Annotated in this window: 14 protein-coding genes and 4 tRNA genes; 6 read left to right on the top strand and 12 right to left on the bottom strand. The window is 61.0% G+C overall.

Going from position 1 to position 17,189, the window contains the following annotated elements; all coding sequences use genetic code 11:
• Positions 1 to 218: 218 nt before the first annotated feature.
• Together ACM6I6_RS23395 and ACM6I6_RS23390 are read left to right on the top strand one after the other, a co-directional pair.
• Positions 219 to 2,027 carry a di-heme-cytochrome C peroxidase gene (locus ACM6I6_RS23395; RefSeq protein ID WP_414920780.1) on the top strand — a complete coding sequence of 603 codons (1,809 nt, stop codon included), beginning with the start codon at positions 219 to 221 and terminating at the stop codon, positions 2,025 to 2,027.
• Entirely contained in the window at positions 2,024 to 3,166 is a 1,143-nt protein-coding gene (locus ACM6I6_RS23390) for a catalase family protein (RefSeq protein ID WP_414920779.1), read from the top strand. The genes ACM6I6_RS23395 and ACM6I6_RS23390 overlap by 4 nt, the downstream gene beginning before the upstream one ends.
• An 83-nt stretch (positions 3,167 to 3,249) precedes the next feature.
• Here ACM6I6_RS23390 and ACM6I6_RS23385 read toward each other — a convergent pair.
• The 4 genes from ACM6I6_RS23385 to ACM6I6_RS23370 form a co-directional block, all read right to left on the bottom strand.
• Positions 3,250 to 3,326 (bottom strand) — tRNA-Asp (locus tag ACM6I6_RS23385).
• A 19-nt stretch (positions 3,327 to 3,345) separates the two neighbouring features.
• Positions 3,346 to 3,421: transfer RNA gene (locus tag ACM6I6_RS23380), tRNA-Val, on the bottom strand.
• A gap of 199 nt (positions 3,422 to 3,620) precedes the next feature.
• Positions 3,621 to 3,697: transfer RNA gene (locus ACM6I6_RS23375), tRNA-Asp, on the bottom strand.
• Between the two features lie 19 nt (positions 3,698 to 3,716).
• Positions 3,717 to 3,792, bottom strand: a tRNA-Val gene (locus tag ACM6I6_RS23370).
• 159 nt (positions 3,793 to 3,951) lie between these two features.
• On the opposite strand from ACM6I6_RS23370, the gene rdgC reads away from it, so the two are divergent.
• The 3 genes from rdgC (at position 3,952) to sugE (ending at position 6,432) form a co-directional block, all read left to right on the top strand.
• Complete coding sequence (rdgC, locus tag ACM6I6_RS23365; protein ID WP_008060875.1) at positions 3,952 to 4,872, top strand: recombination-associated protein RdgC; 921 nt, start codon at positions 3,952 to 3,954, stop codon at positions 4,870 to 4,872.
• 157 nt (positions 4,873 to 5,029) lie between these two features.
• Positions 5,030 to 5,995 (top strand): bile acid:sodium symporter family protein, encoded by a 966-nt coding sequence (locus ACM6I6_RS23360; protein ID WP_414920778.1) that lies wholly within the window; start codon positions 5,030 to 5,032, stop codon positions 5,993 to 5,995.
• A 122-nt stretch (positions 5,996 to 6,117) separates the two neighbouring features.
• Positions 6,118 to 6,432 carry a quaternary ammonium compound efflux SMR transporter SugE gene (sugE, locus tag ACM6I6_RS23355; RefSeq protein WP_128608063.1) on the top strand — a complete coding sequence of 105 codons (315 nt, stop codon included), beginning with the start codon at positions 6,118 to 6,120 and terminating at the stop codon, positions 6,430 to 6,432.
• 72 nt (positions 6,433 to 6,504) lie between these two features.
• On the opposite strand, the gene ACM6I6_RS23350 is transcribed toward sugE, so the two are convergent.
• The 7 genes from ACM6I6_RS23350 to ACM6I6_RS23320 form a co-directional block, all read right to left on the bottom strand.
• A complete protein-coding gene (locus ACM6I6_RS23350; protein WP_406591448.1) occupies positions 6,505 to 7,299 on the bottom strand; it encodes a TenA family transcriptional regulator in 795 nt (264 codons plus the stop codon).
• 45 nt (positions 7,300 to 7,344) lie between these two features.
• Positions 7,345 to 9,804, bottom strand: coding sequence for an EAL domain-containing protein (locus ACM6I6_RS23345; protein WP_406591449.1), 2,460 nt, complete (start codon positions 9,802 to 9,804; stop codon positions 7,345 to 7,347).
• Between the two features lie 136 nt (positions 9,805 to 9,940).
• Positions 9,941 to 11,758 (bottom strand): ABC transporter ATP-binding protein, encoded by a 1,818-nt coding sequence (locus ACM6I6_RS23340; RefSeq protein WP_406591450.1) that lies wholly within the window; start codon positions 11,756 to 11,758, stop codon positions 9,941 to 9,943.
• The gene (locus ACM6I6_RS23335; RefSeq protein WP_274073016.1) at positions 11,751 to 12,386 is read right to left on the bottom strand and encodes a DsbA family protein; all 636 of its coding nucleotides are present in this window, start codon (positions 12,384 to 12,386) and stop codon (positions 11,751 to 11,753) included. The genes ACM6I6_RS23340 and ACM6I6_RS23335 overlap by 8 nt, the downstream gene beginning before the upstream one ends.
• 3 nt (positions 12,387 to 12,389) lie before the next feature.
• On the bottom strand, positions 12,390 to 13,331 hold the full coding sequence (locus tag ACM6I6_RS23330) for a rhodanese-related sulfurtransferase (protein WP_274073015.1): 942 nt from the start codon (positions 13,329 to 13,331) through the stop codon (positions 12,390 to 12,392).
• 211 nt (positions 13,332 to 13,542) lie between these two features.
• Positions 13,543 to 13,842 (bottom strand): BolA family protein, encoded by a 300-nt coding sequence (locus ACM6I6_RS23325; RefSeq protein WP_274073014.1) that lies wholly within the window; start codon positions 13,840 to 13,842, stop codon positions 13,543 to 13,545.
• Between the two features lie 12 nt (positions 13,843 to 13,854).
• Complete coding sequence (locus tag ACM6I6_RS23320) at positions 13,855 to 14,379, bottom strand: DUF2059 domain-containing protein (RefSeq protein ID WP_274073013.1); 525 nt, start codon at positions 14,377 to 14,379, stop codon at positions 13,855 to 13,857.
• A gap of 192 nt (positions 14,380 to 14,571) precedes the next feature.
• On the opposite strand from ACM6I6_RS23320, the gene ACM6I6_RS23315 reads away from it, so the two are divergent.
• Positions 14,572 to 15,966: a class II fumarate hydratase gene (locus tag ACM6I6_RS23315; protein WP_274073012.1), complete on the top strand. Its 1,395-nt coding sequence runs from the start codon at positions 14,572 to 14,574 to the stop codon at positions 15,964 to 15,966.
• Positions 15,967 to 16,087: 121 nt separating this feature from the next.
• Here the strand turns inward: ACM6I6_RS23315 and ACM6I6_RS23310 are convergent, their stop codons facing one another.
• On the bottom strand, positions 16,088 to 17,047 hold the full coding sequence (locus tag ACM6I6_RS23310) for a DMT family transporter (RefSeq protein ID WP_323609068.1): 960 nt from the start codon (positions 17,045 to 17,047) through the stop codon (positions 16,088 to 16,090).
• Between the last annotated feature and the right edge of the window lie 142 nt (positions 17,048 to 17,189).

Genomic DNA, 17,189 nt, shown 5'->3' with positions numbered 1-17,189 from the left:
TAAAGTCGCGAGCTTATCAGGCGGCCACGACCAATGGCTACCGGCATGAGAGCCGCAAACTGGCGATAAGTTCAGGTGTTTAAACGCATTTGGACCTGTTGACGATGAAACTTCTGTCATCTTGCGTTCAGGGAGGCCGAACATATGGCGTAATGGCCTCTTGCCGCCTACCTGGGGCTGAGGCATAACGGAAGAAAAGATCGACAAGGATGGTCTACGTGCGCCTCTTGCTCCGTTTGTTGGGCCTGATTGTGGCCCTGGTGGCCCTCGCCCTGGCCGTGGTCCTGTACTACGTCGCCAACCCGAAACTGCCGCGCCACGCGGCCGCGCAACAGGTGCACTACCTGGATCAATGGAGCGCCGAAGAGCGCCAGCGCTACTATTTCACGCCCCAGGGGACCCAGGTCAAGGGTTTGCGCTACGACTGGTTTACCGCCCTGGAACTGCCCTTTTCGCAACAACGATTCGCCGCCCCCGAGTACCTCGCACGCTTCGGTTTCCTGATCGATCCCGCGCAGAAAGCCACATCGGACAACCCCGGTAACCTGCCCGCGGGTTTCGCCCGGCATCAGAATCCGGGCAGTGCGGATACATTTCTGGATATTACCTGCGCTGCCTGTCATACCGGTGAGCTGCACCTGAAGGGTCAAGCCGTGCGTATCGACGGCGGCGCCGCGCAGCATGTGTTGCCCTCCAGCGTGCCCACCCTGCAAGGCGGCAGTTTCGGCCAGGCCCTGGTGGCGAGCCTGGTGTCCACCTACTACAACCCATGGAAGTTTGAACGTTTCGCCCGCAAGGTCCTTGGCGCTGACTATGAGGACGGCAAGCAGCCTCTGCGCGAGGCCTTCAAGGGCTCCCTCGATACCTTCCTCAAGGTGGCCTGGAACGACACCCATCGCGGGCTTTACCCGACCGAAGAAGGCCCCGGCCGCACCGACGCGTTCGGGCGCATTGCCAATGCCAGCTTCGGCGATGCGATTTCCCCCGCCAACTACCGCGTGGCCAACGCCCCCGTCGACTACCCACAGTTGTGGGACATGTGGACGTTCGACTGGGTGCAGTGGAATGGCTCGGCGCAGCAGCCCATGGCGCGCAATATCGGCGAAGCCTTGGGCGTGGGCGCCACCCTGAGCTTTTTCGATGGCAACGGGCAGCCATTCAAGGGCGACGATCGTTATCCCTCCAGCGTGCGGGTGCGTGACTTGCACCTGATCGAAGAAACCCTGCAACGACTCAAGCCGCCAGCCTGGCCGGAAGACTTGCTAGGCGTGGTCGACAAACCGCTGGCCGCCAAGGGTCGCGTGCTGTTCACGCAGAACTGCGCCGGTTGCCACGTACCGCAGGTCATCCCCAGCGAGGGGCGGCCGGTGCAACAGCTGAAAATGCTGCCCGTGCACGTGATCGGCACCGACCCTGGCGCCGCCAACAATATCGCTGATCATCGCTTCGACCTGACGGCCTTGCAGTGGGACCCGGCCGAGCTGGCGCAACTGGACGTACAACTGCATCCCACCCCCAGCGCCCCCCTGGACCTGAGCCAGCTGTCGGTCGCCAAGGGCCTGGCCTACGTCACCGCTTTCGTTGGCAACCGCGCCTATCGCGAGGCAGCCATCACGCCCGCCGAGCGCGCGGACATGGATGGCTTCGGCCTGCCGATCGGGGTCCAGGAATTGCGCGCCTACAAGGCCCGACCGCTAGCGGGCGTATGGGCGACGCCGCCCTTCCTGCACAACGGTTCGGTGCCGAGCATCTACCAATTGCTTTCGCCCCAGGACGAACGCGCCACCACCTTTTACAAAGGCACCTTCGAATACGACCCGAGGCACCTGGGCTATCGCACCGAAGCCTTCGACAATGGTTTTGTGTTCGACACCCGCATCACTGGCAATCACAACAGCGGCCACGAATTTCGCGCCGGCAAACGCGGCAACGGCGTGATCGGCCGCCTGCTGCAACCCGAAGAGCGCTGGGCGTTGCTGGAGTATTTGAAAGTGCTGGGCGGCCCCCTGGAGGCGCAACTGCCATGAAGCTTCTATGGATGCGTCTGGGCACCTTTCTCGGTAAGACCCTGCTCTGGTTGCTGGGCCTGGGCGTGCTCGGCTGGGCAGTGGCCACGGCCTGGTTCGCCTGGCAACACCGCGGACCGGTCTCAAATCAGGAGCTGATTCCGGCCGGCGAAGCCGCGATGACCCAGGCCATCATCCAGACGGCGGTGCGCATCGTCGACCAGCACCGCGAAAGCACCCGTTACCTGCGTGACGCCCACGCCAAGGCACACGGCTGTGTGCAGGCCGAAGTGCAGGTGTTGCCGGAATTGGCGGGCGATCTGCGTCAGGGGGTGTTCAGCGAACCCGGCAAGACCTGGCAAGCGACGTTGCGCCTGTCCAATGGCAACGCCTACCCGCAATTCGACAGCATCCGTGATGCACGAGGCATGGCGATCAAGCTCCGCGATGTGCCCGGCAAACAGCTGCTCGACGACCAAGCGGATCGAGCTGAACAGGACTTCGTGATGTTCAGTCATCCGAACTTCTTTGTCAGCGATGTCGCCGAGTATCGTCAGAATGTGGCCGCCCAGGCGGACGGCAAAAAGGCCATGGCCTTCTTCCCGTCCTGGGACCCGCGCAGTTGGCAGGTGCGCCATCTGTTCATTGCCCTGGCGACACTCTCCCCTGCCCCGGAAAGCCCGACGCGCACGACCTACTTTTCGGTTTCGCCCTACAAGTTTGGCGAGGCCAATGCCAAGTTTCGCGTGATGCCTGACCCTGACAGCTGCCCGGCCTACACCCTGCCCGCGCAGAATCAGAAGTTGCCGAATTTCCTGCGCAGCGCACTGTACCAGCAGCTGTCGACCGATCGGATGCCCGCCTGCTTCGTCCTGCAGATCCAGCGCCAGGACGCGAGCAAGTACATGCCGATCGAAGACACCAGCATTGAATGGCAAGAGAGTGACGCGCCGTTCCAGACGGTGGCGCGGGTCAGGGTACCGGCCCAGGACTTCGACACGCCGGCGCAGAACCTGCAATGCGACAACCTGTCTTTCAACCCATGGTTCGGAATTGAAGCGCATCGCCCCATCGGCGGCATCAACCGCTTGCGCAAGGCCGTTTACGAGGCTGTCAGCGATTACCGTCACGACCGGAATGCCGGGGAAGACCGGCGCTAAACCCAAACGCCAGACAGCAAAAAGCCCGCACTAAGCGGGCTTTCCGTGGTGACCTGGCGTTCAGTGTTCCAGGTGACCGAATATGGCGCAGCGGACGGGACTCGAACCCGCGACCCCCGGCGTGACAGGCCGGTATTCTAACCGACTGAACTACCGCTGCGCGAAACGCTTGAAACGAATGGTGGGTGATGACGGGATCGAACCGCCGACATTCTGCTTGTAAGGCAGACGCTCTCCCAGCTGAGCTAATCACCCTTCGCTTCGTTACGGGACGCATTATGCCACAGGTTTTCGTAATGTGTTGATTTATTTGAAGTTTTTTTTCAAATAAATCTGAAAACCGGTGAAACGACACAACCCGATGGAACAAGGTACAAACTTGAGGCAGAAAAAAACCCGCTTCAGCGGGCTTTTCCGTGGTGACCTGGCGTTCAGTGTTCCAGGTTACCGAATATGGCGCAGCGGACGGGACTCGAACCCGCGACCCCCGGCGTGACAGGCCGGTATTCTAACCGACTGAACTACCGCTGCGCTAAACACTTGAAACGAATGGTGGGTGATGACGGGATCGAACCGCCGACATTCTGCTTGTAAGGCAGACGCTCTCCCAGCTGAGCTAATCACCCTTCGCTTCGGTGTGGCGCGCATTCTACGGAGCAGCCCTACCTCTGGCAAGCACTTTTTTAATTAATTTTCTGATGCCTTCCAAAGGCTTAGAGAAGGGTTGGCCTATGACCCGGCGAAGACAATAATGCCCCCCTTTGTATAAAGGAGAGACTCACCCCATGTGGTTCAAAAACCTGCTTATCTATCGCCTGACCCAAGATCTGCCTGTTGATGCCGAGGCGTTGGAGACTGCACTGGCCACCAAGCTGGCGCGTCCATGTGCAAGCCAGGAGTTGACCACCTACGGTTTCGTCGCGCCGTTCGGCAAGGGCGAAGACGCCCCGCTGGTGCACGTCAGCGGTGATTTCCTGCTGATCAGCGCGCGCAAGGAAGAACGCATCCTGCCGGGCAGCGTCGTGCGCGATGCCGTGAAGGAAAAGGTCGAAGAGATCGAAGCCGAGCAAATGCGCAAGGTCTATAAAAAGGAACGCGACCAGATCAAGGATGAAATCATCCAGGCCTTCCTGCCGCGCGCCTTTATCCGTCGCTCGTCGACCTTCGCCGCCATCGCGCCGAAACAGGGCCTGATCCTGGTGAACTCGGCCAGCCCGAAACGCGCCGAAGACCTGCTGTCGACCCTGCGCGAAGTGATCGGCACCCTGCCGGTGCGCCCACTGACCGTGAAAATGTCGCCGACCGCGACCATGACCGAGTGGGTCACCACCCAGAAAGCCGCGGACGACTTTTTTGTGCTGGACGAGTGCGAACTGCGCGACACCCACGAAGACGGCGGCATCGTGCGTTGCAAGCGCCAGGACCTGACCAGCGAAGAAATCCAGCTGCATCTGAGCACTGGCAAAGTGGTCACCCAGCTGTCGCTGGCCTGGCAGGACAAACTGTCGTTCGTCCTCGACGACAAGATGGTGGTCAAGCGCCTGAAGTTCGAAGACCTGCTGCAAGACCAGGCGGAACAGGACGGTGGCGACGAAGCCCTCGGCCAACTGGATGCCAGCTTCACCCTGATGATGCTGACGTTCGGTGACTTCCTGCCGGCGCTGGTTGAGGCGTTGGGTGGGGAAGAGACTCCGCAGGGCATTTGATTATCTGAATCGGCGGCGTTTGAAAAAAGATCGCAGCCTGCGGCAGCTCCTACAGGGGATCACATTCCAAATGTAGGAGCTGCCGTAGGCTGCGATCTTTTTTTGCAGTCAGCGTATGCTTAGCTCCCTAACGCTTTCATACAACAAGGATCAGGCCATGCGCGCACTGGCTGCATTAAGTCGTTTTGTCGGTAACACCTTCGCCTACTGGGTACTGATTTTCGCCGTCGTGGCGTTCCTGCAACCGGCGTGGTTCATCGGCCTCAAGGGCGCCATCGTGCCGTTGCTGGGGCTGGTGATGTTCGGCATGGGCCTGACCCTCAAGCTCGAGGACTTCGCCGAAGTCGCCCGCCATCCGTGGCGCGTGGCCTTGGGCGTAGTCGCGCATTTCGTGATCATGCCCGGCGTGGCGTGGTTACTCTGCCAGGCGTTCCATTTGCCGCCGGAAATTGCCGTCGGGGTGATCCTGGTCGGCTGCTGCCCAAGCGGCACTTCGTCGAACGTGATGACCTGGCTGGCCCGCGGGGACATGGCACTGTCGGTGGCCATCGCCGCCGTGACCACCCTCCTCGCTCCACTGCTGACGCCGGCCTTGATCTGGCTGCTGGCTTCGGCCTGGCTGCCGGTGTCGTTCATGGAGCTGTTCTGGTCGATCCTGCAAGTAGTGCTGCTGCCGATCGTGCTGGGTGTGGTTGCCCAGCGGGTGCTCGGCGACAAGGTTCGTCACGCGGTGGAGGTGTTGCCACTGGTATCGGTGGTGAGCATCGTGATTATCGTCACGGCGGTGGTGGCCGCCAGCCAGGCGAAGATCGCCGAGTCGGGCCTGTTGATCATGGCCGTGGTCATGCTGCACAACAGCTTCGGTTACCTGCTGGGTTACTTCACCGGGCGCCTGTTCAAGTTGCCATTGGCCCAGCGCAAATCCCTGGCGCTGGAAGTCGGCATGCAGAACTCCGGGCTGGGCGCGGCCCTGGCCAGCGCGCACTTCTCGCCGCTGGCGGCGGTGCCGAGTGCGCTGTTCAGTGTATGGCACAACATTTCCGGGGCGCTGCTCTCGACCTATTTCCGCCGCATGAGCGAGAAAGAAGATGGGCGCACCGCGGCTCGGCAAGCGACTGACTGATACGTGAAAACTTGATCCCCGGGTTAATGCTGGGCACTATATTGCGCAAACGCGAGGACGACCTCGCGGCTCGATCGAGTCATTAACCTGGGGACGACCCCGTCAATCGATGGAGGTCTTCCTTGTCCTGGATCATTCTGTTTTTCGCCGGCCTGTTCGAAGTGGGCTGGGCCGTCGGCCTGAAATACACCGACGGTTTCAGCCGCCCTCTCCCCACTGCATTGACCGTTGCCGCCATGGCCGTCAGCCTCGGCTTGCTTGGCCTTGCGATGAAGGAATTGCCGCTGGGCACTGCCTATGCGATCTGGACCGGTGTCGGTGCCGTCGGCACGGTGATCGCCGGGATCATTCTGTTTGGTGAATCCATGGCGTTGATCCGGCTGGCCAGCGTGGCATTGATCATTGCCGGGCTGGTGGGGCTGAAAGTCAGCGCCTGATACTTTGCTGCCCTTACGAAAAAGCCCGCCCCCTGGCATCAGGGGGCGGGCTTTTTCATGGGCGTCTTCCGATCAGGTTTCGGCCAGTGCCATGCGCTCACGCGCCACCGGGGCTTTTTCGGCGTGTTCGAGCTGCATACAACGCTCGAGGAACAGGAACATATAGTCGTAGCTCTTGCACACGGCCTGGCGCAATTCCACCTGCAATGCCTGGCTCGGGTTCATCCCGGCCAGCGTGCAGATGATTTCCAGCGCTTCCCACGGATGGGCATCGTCGTACTGGGCATGCATCTTCAGCCACTTCATGGCCCGCTTGCGATCCTCTTCAGGGAACGCCGCCGCGTAGAGGCCATTGGAACAGACCAGCGCCGACCACTCACCGGTCGCGCCTTCAATGGCGTAGTTGGTGGCGGCAATGGCCACGATCAACGAGTCGGAAGAACTGGTGTGCCAGCACCAATGGCTCAAGGCGTGAAGCTCAGGGGCCACCTGCTGCGCCTGCAGATCTTCCAGGCTGACGTCGTGGGCACGGCTCCAGTTCACCCAGTAGTCGGCATGGTTCAATTCGACACGAATGTTGCGCATCAACCAGCGACGCGCCATGTCCTCGCCGGGGTGGCGGGCAAAACGGGTCTTGGTCAGGTTCTGTGCCATGTATAACGCGAACTGTTCGACTACGGGCCAGCCACCGATCAGGTATTGGCGCATGGTCTTGGCGCTGAGTTTGTTATCTCGCATGCGTTGATACAGTTCGTGTTCGACAACCCGGCGCTTACTCGCGCTGCAATCCTGAATCAGGCGCTGGGCCCAGGCGGGATAACTTGCAGCTTCCATGAGTGGTCCGGTGCGGTTGAAAGTCTCGATCACTGTCGGGCTCCTTTTGATTGTGATTGTTCTGATCGACGAGAGACTTCAACGGAACGTACCGGGCGCCTTGAACAACAAGGGCTGCGGTCTGGCTGGACGACTTTGCAAACTATCGCAGGTAAACAGATGCGGGCGTTCAATAACATACCCTTGAGCGTAATCAACCCCGATCTCCAGCAATGCCTGCTCGATCTGGGGTGTTTCAACAAACTCGGCAATCGTACGCTTACCCATGACATGACCGATGTGGTTGATCACTTCGACCATGGCGCGGTTAATCGGGTCGTCCAGCATATCCTTTACGAAACTTCCGTCGATCTTCAGGAAGTCTACAGGTAAATGTTTCAAGTAGGCGAATGAGGACATACCGGCGCAAAAGTCGTCCAGGGAAAACAGGCAACCTAAGCTTTTGAGTTCATTGATAAATCTAATTGCACTTCCAAGATTTGAAATAGCACTGGTTTCAGTGATTTCAAAACAAATTATTTCAGGTGGTATTTGGTAAGTAATGAACTGTTGACGCAGGAAGTCGAGGAACGCGTCATCTCCTATAGTTGTGCCTGACAGATTAATCGCACAAAGTGCTAAAGGTCCTTTGTGCTCTTCGGCAATACATTGGGCAATGATCTTGAATACGTTCTGTACAACCCAACGATCCAACGAAGTCATCAGCCCATAACGTTCGGCTGCCGGAATAAAACTGTCGGGCAATATCATGCGTCCGGCTTCGTCATGCAGGCGCAGTAGAATCTCGATATGCCCGCCACCCTGTTCGACATGTCCGAGCGGGGCAATTTCCTGGGCGTACAGACAAAAGCGGTCTTCTTCCAGGGCCATGTGCAGGCGCTGCACCCAGGCCATTTCGCCAAAGCGCAGGGACAGCTCCGAGTCGTCCGGGTGATACACCTGAACCCGGTTACGGCCCTTTTCCTTGGCCATGTAGCAGGCCATGTCGGCAGCACGCAGGGAGACTTCGAGGGTGGTCGGATTTTGCGCGATATGCACCAGCCCGATACTCACGGTGGTCACGAACGGCCGGCCCTTCCAGACGAAGTGCAGGTTCTGCACGGTCTGGCGCAACCCCTCGGCAATTTTCTCGGCCGCCTCCGGCCCACAGTTCTCCAGCAGGATGCCGAACTCGTCACCGCCCAACCGGGCCAGGGTGTCGCCCTCGCGCAACCCGGACTGCAACAGCGCACAAATGTGCCGCAGCAACTCGTCACCCGCCGCGTGACCGCAGGTATCGTTGACCAGCTTGAACTGATCCAGGTCGAGGAACATCAAGGCGTGGCGCCCCGATTGTCGCGTCAGGGCCTGCAATGCCTGTTCCAGGCGAAATTCGAACTCGCGGCGGTTGGCGAGCCCGGTCAAGGCATCATGGGTCGCCTGCCAGGACAGGTTGGCAATGTATTGCCGTTCCTGGGTCATGTCATGCAACACCAGCACGGTGCCGCTGACCTTGCCGGCATTGTGGATCGGCGCCCCGACCAGGGTGACCGACACCGTGCTGCCATCGAGGCGCTGAATCAGCTTGGAGTGTTCGCTGCCACCACTGAGCTGACCGCTCAGGATGTGCTCGATCAAGGTGAAGCCATCGGCCTGGGCGTTGTCGTCCAGCAGATTGAACAGCGCCGCCAGCGGCAAGCCGGTCGCCTGGTCGGCTTTCCAGTGGGTCAGGGCTTCGGCGGCCGGATTCATGTAGGCGATCGCGCCCTCGACATTGGTGGTGATCACTGCATCGCCGATCGATTGCAGGGTGATTTGCGCCCGCTCTTTCTCCAGTTGCAGGGCGTCGGCGAACGCATGCCGCTGCTTGAGCAATTTATGCGTGCGCAGCAGCGCCAGGGCGATCAGGCCGAGGGCGGTGGCCAGGTTTGTCGCCAGCAACAGCCGCAGGATCATCCGCGAGCCCTCGCCCAGCGCATCGCTGAAGGCCTTGGCCGCCGGCGTCACCTCGTCGTTGATGGCGAATATCTGTTCCTTCCAGCGCTGGATGTCGGCCGGGGTGGTCTGCCTGACGCTGATGTGCTGATGCATGTCCCTGGCGACGTCATCGAGTTGCACCAGGTACCCGTCACCCACGGTCCACAGGTCGATGGCTTTTTCGAGGAAGCTGAAATGGCGGAAATTGAGGTACAGCCAGATCAGGCTGGGAACGTCATCGGGGTGGTTGCCACCCTTGAGGATCGCCTGCCTGGCCGCCTCGAGATCGGGTGGCTGCTGATCCAGTGCCACTCGCAACTCGTGCCCTCCCTGAGGGACGGCAATGGCTTCCTGGTATTTAAGGAATTTGCTCTCGTCGCGGCCATCGGCATAAAGGTTGAGGTAATAGATGGCGTCTTTCTGGCCCTTGGACCACAGGCTTTCACCGGCAACATAGCCGCGGACCGCCGACAGTACATAAAGGCTGACGCCCCCCAACAGGGCCTGAAATAACACGACGGCGATAAAAGGCCAGACGATGCCCAATAGCCGCGGCGTTCCGAGAGTCCGGGTTTGATTCATGGGGTCCCTTGTTTTAGCACTGCCAGATCATCATCCACGTGATCGCTACCGCTAGACTAGGGGGCCTTCTGCATCCCGGCAAGCGAGAGCCTCCTGCCAATGCGGGAAAGTCCACGCGACCTGCCTTGGCATTGCCTCAGTGCTGCTGCAAATGCCCATAAAGCTTGGCGTAAAGACCACCCTCGGCAATCAGCTGCTGATGGTCGCCATCTTCGGCAATCTGCCCACCGTCGAACACCAGGACCCGGTCAGCCTGCTTCACCGCCGACAGGCGATGGGCGATGATCAGGGTAGTGCGGTGGCTGAGGAATCGCGCCAGCGCCTGGTGCAGGTTGTATTCGGTGGCGGCATCCAGCGCCGAGGTGGCCTCGTCGAGAATCACCACCTTGGGATCGGCCAGAACCATCCGCGCGATGGCCAGGCGTTGGCGCTGGCCGCCCGACAGGCGCACGCCGGAACGCCCGACAACACTGTCCAGGCCATTGGGCAACTCGCGCACGGTGTTGTGCAATTGGGCGATTTCCAGGGCGTTCCAGCAGGCCTCGTCGCTGCGTTCGCGGCCCATGGTCAGGTTCGCCCGCACCGTGTCGTTGAACAGCGCCGGGTGTTGCAGGACCACCGCGACGTTTTCCCGCACGGTCTCCAGGCCAATCTCCTGCTGGGTCGAGCCGCCAAAGCGAATGGTCCCGGCCAGCGGCGTGTACAAGCCCAGCAGCAATTGCACCAGGGTGCTCTTGCCGCCGCCGCTGGCGCCGACGATCGCGACCTTTTCACCGGGGGCGATCGACAGGTTCATCTGGTTCAAGACCAGCTCGTCACCGTAGCCGAAACTCAGGCCCTGAACCTCGATGCCCACGGTCTGGCGACCAATGAACGGGTCGACGCCGTTCGGGTACTGCGGCTCATCGGCGCGCGACAGCAGCTCATTGATGCGCGACAGCGCGCCGCCGGCGGCGTAGTAGGCATATTGCAGGTTGAGCAGTTGCTCGACCGGACCGATCATGAACCACAGGTAGCTGAATACCGCGAGCATCTGGCCGATGGACAGGTCGGAAAACAGCACGGTGAGCATGGCCGCCGCCCGAAAAATATCGATGCCGAACTGGAACAGCAAACCGCTGGCCCGGTTCGAGGCATCGGTTTTCCATTGCGAGTTCACCGCGTAATCGCGTACGTCCCGGGCGCGCTGCCCCAAACGACCGAGGAAAAAGCCCTGGCGGTTACCGGCACGCACTTCCTGGATCGCGTCCAGGGTTTCGGTCAATGCCTGGGTGAAGCGCGAGGTGCTGTCGTTCTCGAGTTTCTTCAGGTGCTTGACCCGCTTGCCCAGTTGCACCGTGGCGTAGATCACCAGCGGATTGAACAACAGGATCAGCAGCGCCAGTTGCCAGTGCATCCACACCAGGATGGCGGCGGTGCCCACCAGCGTCAGCATGGCTACGAGGAAACGACTGAGGGTTTCGCCGACGAATTTGTCCAGGGTGTCGAGATCGGTCACCAGGTGCGTGGTCACCGTGCCGCTGCCCAGGCTTTCGTATTCCCCCAGCGAAATACGCTTGAGGCGCTCGATCAGGCGGATGCGAATGCGGTAGACGATGTCCTTGGCCAGGGCGGCGAACAGGCGCGCCTGCACCACGTTGAACAGCAAGGCCGCGCAACGCAGGGCCAGGGTCACCACCAGCATCAGGCCGATGTAACCCGCAGCTTTCTGCCAAGCCTCTGGCAGCGCGAGGTTCATGATTTTCAGCGCGGCGTCCCCGTGCCCCAGCAACACTTCGTCCACCAGCAACGGCAGCAGCAAGGGAATCGGCACGCTGCACAGGGTCGCCAGCACGGCCACGCCGTTGGCGATCCACAGGGATTTCTTGTGATGCAGGGCCAGGCGACGGATTTCTGCCCAGCTCAGTCGGTCGACACGCTTTACGGCTGGGGTGTCGTCGGGCTGGTCATGCACAGGCGGCGCGCTCCAGCCAGCGGCCGAGCAACGGGGACAGGACACTGAGGGGCTGATAGCCATTGGTCAGCAACGCCAATTGACCATTACGCTCAGCCAGCAAGGTCGGAAAACCGGCGATGCCGAGGTCCTGGACCCAGGTGAAATCGGCAGCCGTCGCGACGTGCGTATCGGCACGGTCGAAAGCGGCGGCGAACTCGATGCGCGGCACCCCGGCCTGTTCCGCCAGCTCGACCAGCACGCTGGCGTGGGTGACATCGCGACCTTCGGCGTAAAACGCATGCTGGATCAACCCGAGCAGCTTCCAGGCGCAATCCGGCGCCAGCCCACGTGCCGTCACCAGCGCCCGACAAGCGGGTTCGGTGTCATAGACAAAGCCGTCGGGCAAAGCACCTTCAAGCTTGAAGGGTTGGCCCGTGGCCTCGGTGACCGCCTGCCAGTGCTCGAGAATGTAGCGGCGGGTGGTCGGCTCCAGCGCCGAACCACTGCCAGTGCGCAAACCACCCACCACCAGGTGTACGTCCACGCCGGCGGCTTGCGCCTGCTCGACCAATGCGTTGGCAACCGGCGCGAAGCCCCAGCACCAGGAACACATCGGGTCCATCACATAGAGCAGGCGTGCAGACATGGTTCAGGCCTCGGTGGATGTTTGCTTGTAGTTGTAGCCGATCGGGTGCGGCATGTTGCGCGCCTTGGCCAGTTCGATCTGCTTTTGCCGGTCGATGGCGCTGCGACGGGTCTTCTCGCTCAGCGTATTCCAGCAATGCGGGCAACTGATGCCGGGCACATAATGCTCGGACGCACGGTCTTCCACGCTGACCGGTGTGCGGCAGGCATGACATTGATCGTAGTCGCCTTCGCTCAGGTCGTGGCGCACGGTCACGCGGTTGTCGAACACGAAGCAGTCGCCCTGCCACTTGGTTTCTTCCTGAGGCACCTCTTCGAGGTATTTCAGGATGCCACCCTTGAGGTGGTAGACCTCATCGAAGCCCTCGCTGAGCATGTAGCTCGAAGCTTTTTCACAGCGAATGCCGCCGGTGCAGAACATCGCCACCTTCTTGTGCACGGCCGGGTCGAAGTTGGCTTTGATGTAGTCGGGGAATTCGCGAAAACTGGTGGTTTTCGGGTCGATCGCGCCTTCAAAGGTGCCGATCGAGACTTCGTAGTCGTTGCGGGTATCGATCAACAGGACTTCCGGGTCGTTGATCAGCGCGTTCCAGTCCTGAGGGTCGACGTAGGTGCCGACCTTTTTGTTCGGGTCCACGCCCTCGACGCCCAGGGTCACGATCTCTTTCTTGAGCTTGACCTTGGTGCGGTAGAACGGCTGCTCGTCGCAGTACGACTCTTTATGGTCGATGTCGTCCATGCGCGGGTCGTTCTTGAGCCAGGCCATCAGCCCGTCGATGCCTTCGCGGCTGCCGGACACGGTGCCGTTGATGCCTTCTTCGGCGATCAGCAGCGTGCCTTTGATGCCGTTGTCGACCATCGCTTGCAGCAGTGGCTCGCGCAGGGCGACGTAATCTTGCAGGGTGACGAACTTATACAGTGCCGCCACGACAATCTGTTGTGTCATGGGTAAATCTCCAGGTGGCTACCCTCGTAAGGGGTGAACCGGATGCGAAAAAAAACGCGCCGCAGGAGCGGCGCGTTGGACATTCTAACAAAAATTACACGATCCCTGTAGGAGCTGGCTTGTGTAGGAGCTGGCTTGCCAGCGAAAGCGATCTCAAGGACGCCTTCGCCGGCAAGCCAGCTCCTACAACAAGCCAGCGCCACAAGGTGTTTCAGGATTTACTGCCACCGGCACAGGTCGGCGAAGCCGGCGCCGCGTCGATCTGCGCCCATTCCTCAGGCGTGTAGGTGTGCAACGCCAACGCATGGAATTCGCCCATCAGCTCGCCCAGCGTGCCGTAGACCTTCTGGTGGCGCTTGACCCGGTTCAGGCCTTCGAACTGCGCACTGACCACCACGGCCTTGAAGTGGGTTGAAAGCCCACGGCTGTGCATGTGGCTTTCGTCCAGCACCTGCAAATGCTCGGGCTGTAACAGGCCCAGCGTCGATTCGATACGTTGTTGCATGGTCATGCAGAACTCCGCTTAAGGCTTTTTCTTGGCTGGAGCGGCGGCGCCTTTCGGATCCAGCTCGGCCGTCATGTCAGCCAGCAGCTTGTTGACCACAGGCACCGCGCTTTCCAGCTTGGCCTGGGTCATCTGGGCCGATTGCTGGGTCAGCTGCGGCATTTTCTCCAGGACTTTCTTGCCCAGTGGCGACTGGTAGAACGCGACCAGGTCCTTGAGCTCCGACTCGGTGAAGTTGGTGGTGTAGAGCTTGACCATGTCCGGTTTCAGCTTGTTCCAGCCAATGGCCTGGTCCAGAGCGGCGTTGGCCTTGGCCTGGTAGGTTTCCAGTACGGCTTTTTTCGACTCGGGGGCTTTGGTTTGCTGGAAGCGCTGGGCGAACATCTGCTGTACTTGCATGTACACCGGAGTGCCCAGTTTGTCAGCGTGCGCCAGGGTCAGGAAAGCCTCGGCACTGGCGTTGTGGCTGGCGGTATCGGCAAAAACAGGGCCGCTGGCGCAGACCAGTGCAACCGCGGTACAGATGGCACGAAGACGAGTCATCGAGTTTCCTTTTCTAGCAGGCGAGGTAAAACCCCAAGGACGACCATTCTGCGCCTAAAAAAGTGTGTCGCTCAACCCCAAGCCTTGTCGCGCCTGATTTAGAGGGGTTGAATGGGCAGAATCGAGACTGATGGAACCACGGCCGTCGATCACGGCCTAAACTGCGCAATCAGACCTACAGGAGTGTGCATGATGAGCCGAATCGAAACCGACAGCCTGGGCCAGGTTGAAGTCCCGGAAGAGGCCTATTGGGGTGCTCAGACGCAACGCTCGCTGGTCAACTTCGCCATCGGCGAAGAACGCATGCCGCTGGCGGTACTGCACGGCCTGGCGCTGATCAAGAAAGCCGCGGCACGGGTCAACGACCGCAACGGCGATTTGCCCGCCGACATCGCCAGGCTGATCGAGCAGGCGGCCGACGAAGTGCTCGACGGCGAGCATGACGATCAGTTCCCGCTGGTGGTCTGGCAGACCGGCAGCGGCACCCAGAGCAACATGAACGTCAACGAAGTGATCGCCGGACGCGCCAACGAACTGGCCGGCAACCCCCGTGGCGGCAAGTCTCCGGTGCATCCCAACGATCACGTCAACCGCTCCCAGAGCTCCAACGACTGCTTCCCCACGGCCATGCACATCGCCGCCGCCCAGGCCGTGCAACAGCGCCTGCTGCCGGCGATCAGCGAACTGTCCGGCGGCCTGGCCGAGCTCTCGGCCCGCCACATGAAACTGGTCAAGACCGGCCGCACCCACATGATGGACGCCACGCCGATCACCTTTGGCCAGGAAGTCTCGGCGTTCATCGCCCAGCTCGACTACGCCGAACGGGCGATCCGCAGTGCGCTGCCGGCGGTCTGTGAACTGGCCCAGGGCGGTACGGCGGTCGGCACCGGGCTGAACTCGCCCCACGGCTTCGGCGAAGCCATCGCCGCGGAACTGGCCGCCCTTTCCGGCTTGCCGTTCATCACCGCGCCGAACAAGTTTGCGGCCCTGGCCGGCCACGAGCCGCTGACCACTTTGTCCGGCGCGCTGAAAACCCTCGCCGTGACCCTGATGAAAATCGCCAATGACTTGCGCTTGCTCGGCTCCGGCCCGCGTGCCGGCTTTGCCGAAGTGAAACTGCCGGCCAACGAACCGGGCAGTTCGATCATGCCGGGCAAGGTCAACCCGACCCAGTGCGAAGCGCTGTCGATGCTGGCCTGCCAGGTCCTGGGCAACGACGTGACCATCGGCTTCGCGGCGAGCCAGGGGCACCTGCAGTTGAACGTGTTCAAGCCGGTGATCATCCACAACCTGCTGCAATCGATCCGCCTGTTGGCCGATGGCTGCAGCAACTTCCAGCAGCATTGCATCGCCGGCCTGGAACCGGACGCCGGGAAAATGGCTGAGCATCTGGAACAAGGGTTGATGCTGGTGACCGCGCTGAACCCGCACATTGGTTATGACAAATCGGCGGAGATCGCCAAGAAAGCCTATGCCGAGGGGCTGACCCTGCGGGCGGCGGCGTTGCAGCTGGGGTATCTGACCGATGAAGAGTTCGATACCTGGGTGAGGCCGGAGAATATGCTGGAGGCTGGGGCCAAGGGCTGAGTTCTGTAGCGCCTGACAGTTCGCCTTCGCGAGCAAGCCCGCTCCCACAATGGACCATGCACGGATCATGTGGGAGCGGGCTTGCTCCGGGCGGCGTTCCGACGAAGAACGATAACGCGGTCTAACTGACCGCCATTCGGGCTTTTCGCGCCTTCAACCCTGCAATCAACGACGGCCCTAACGCCACCAGCGCCGAGCCCAACACCACCAACACCGCCCCGCCATACCCCAGGCCATTGATGGTCTCGGCGTGCACATACTCCGGCCACCACCAGGCAGCCACGGCCACGGCGGCCAAGGTCACCAGCGGCGTGATCGCCAGGGTCGCACTGACCCGCGATGCCTCCCAATGCGCCAGCGCCTCGGCGAATGCGCCATAGGCAATCAGGGTGTTCATGCAGCACGCCAGCAGCAGCCAGCCTTGCACGGGGGTCAATTGCAGCGCCTCCAGCGGATGCACCCACGGCGTCAGCAACAGCCCGCAAAACAGGTAGATCACCATCATCACCTGCAACGAATTCCACACGGTCAGCAACTGCTTCTGCCCCAGCGCATAAAATGTCCAGACCGTGGAGGCCAGCAACACCAGCAGGACACCGGCGGTGTAGTCGCTCAACGAGGTCAGCAGTTCACTCAGGCGCTGGTTGAAAAACAGCACGAAGCCGACCAGCAACACCAGCAAGCCAATCCCCTGCCCCAGGCTGAAGCGCTCCTTGAACACGAACACACTGGCGATCAGCAACATGATCGGGCCCATCTGCACCACCAGTTGCGCGGTGCCGGGGCTGAGCAGGTTCAACCCCATCAGATACAGCACGTAATTGCCCACCAGGCCGAGCACCGCCATCAGCACCAGCCAGCCACCACGCGGGCCGAGCACCTTGCGGCTCGGCAGGCGCCGGGTCGCCGCCAGGTAGATGAACAGGCAGCCACCGGAGACCATCAGGCGAAACCAGGTCACGGTGACCGGGTCCATCACCAGCAGCACCTGCTTGAGCTTGATCGGCAGGATTCCCCACAACAGCGCGGTCAGCAAGGCCAGGAACAGCCCATAAACCCAGCGACCCGATGAAATGTGCATGCGAACCCCAATCCGGAAAACAAGTAGCGCCATTCTAGGCGCTGAGTCGCTTCGGACACAGGGACAGTTAAGGACTGGCCGCGAATGAAACTGTGCAGGTCGCAGCAGTTATCTAATGACCCAGCGGCCACTTCGCGAGCAA

It is taken from the genome of Pseudomonas sp. IT-P218 (assembly GCF_949767605.1).
Taxonomy (GTDB): Bacteria; Pseudomonadota; Gammaproteobacteria; order Pseudomonadales; family Pseudomonadaceae; genus Aquipseudomonas; species Aquipseudomonas putida_AE.
This window is presented reverse-complemented; position numbering and strand designations above follow the sequence as displayed.

Bases quoted from the DNA above. Each gene is read 5' to 3' on its own strand.
- ACM6I6_RS23325 (WP_274073014.1), bottom strand. From the start codon at position 13,842: ATGACCATGCAACAACGTATCGAATCGACGCTGGGCCTGTTACAGCCC.
- ACM6I6_RS23320 (WP_274073013.1), bottom strand. From the start codon at position 14,379: ATGACTCGTCTTCGTGCCATCTGTACCGCGGTTGCACTGGTCTGCGCC.
- ACM6I6_RS23330 (WP_274073015.1), bottom strand. From the start codon at position 13,331: ATGACACAACAGATTGTCGTGGCGGCACTGTATAAGTTCGTCACCCTG.
- ACM6I6_RS23360 (WP_414920778.1), top strand. From the start codon at position 5,030: ATGCGCGCACTGGCTGCATTAAGTCGTTTTGTCGGTAACACCTTCGCC.
- ACM6I6_RS23310 (WP_323609068.1), bottom strand. From the start codon at position 17,047: ATGCACATTTCATCGGGTCGCTGGGTTTATGGGCTGTTCCTGGCCTTG.
- rdgC (WP_008060875.1), top strand. From the start codon at position 3,952: ATGTGGTTCAAAAACCTGCTTATCTATCGCCTGACCCAAGATCTGCCT.
- ACM6I6_RS23315 (WP_274073012.1), top strand. From the start codon at position 14,572: ATGAGCCGAATCGAAACCGACAGCCTGGGCCAGGTTGAAGTCCCGGAA.
- ACM6I6_RS23390 (WP_414920779.1), top strand. From the start codon at position 2,024: ATGAAGCTTCTATGGATGCGTCTGGGCACCTTTCTCGGTAAGACCCTG.
- ACM6I6_RS23345 (WP_406591449.1), bottom strand. From the start codon at position 9,804: ATGAATCAAACCCGGACTCTCGGAACGCCGCGGCTATTGGGCATCGTC.
- ACM6I6_RS23335 (WP_274073016.1), bottom strand. From the start codon at position 12,386: ATGTCTGCACGCCTGCTCTATGTGATGGACCCGATGTGTTCCTGGTGC.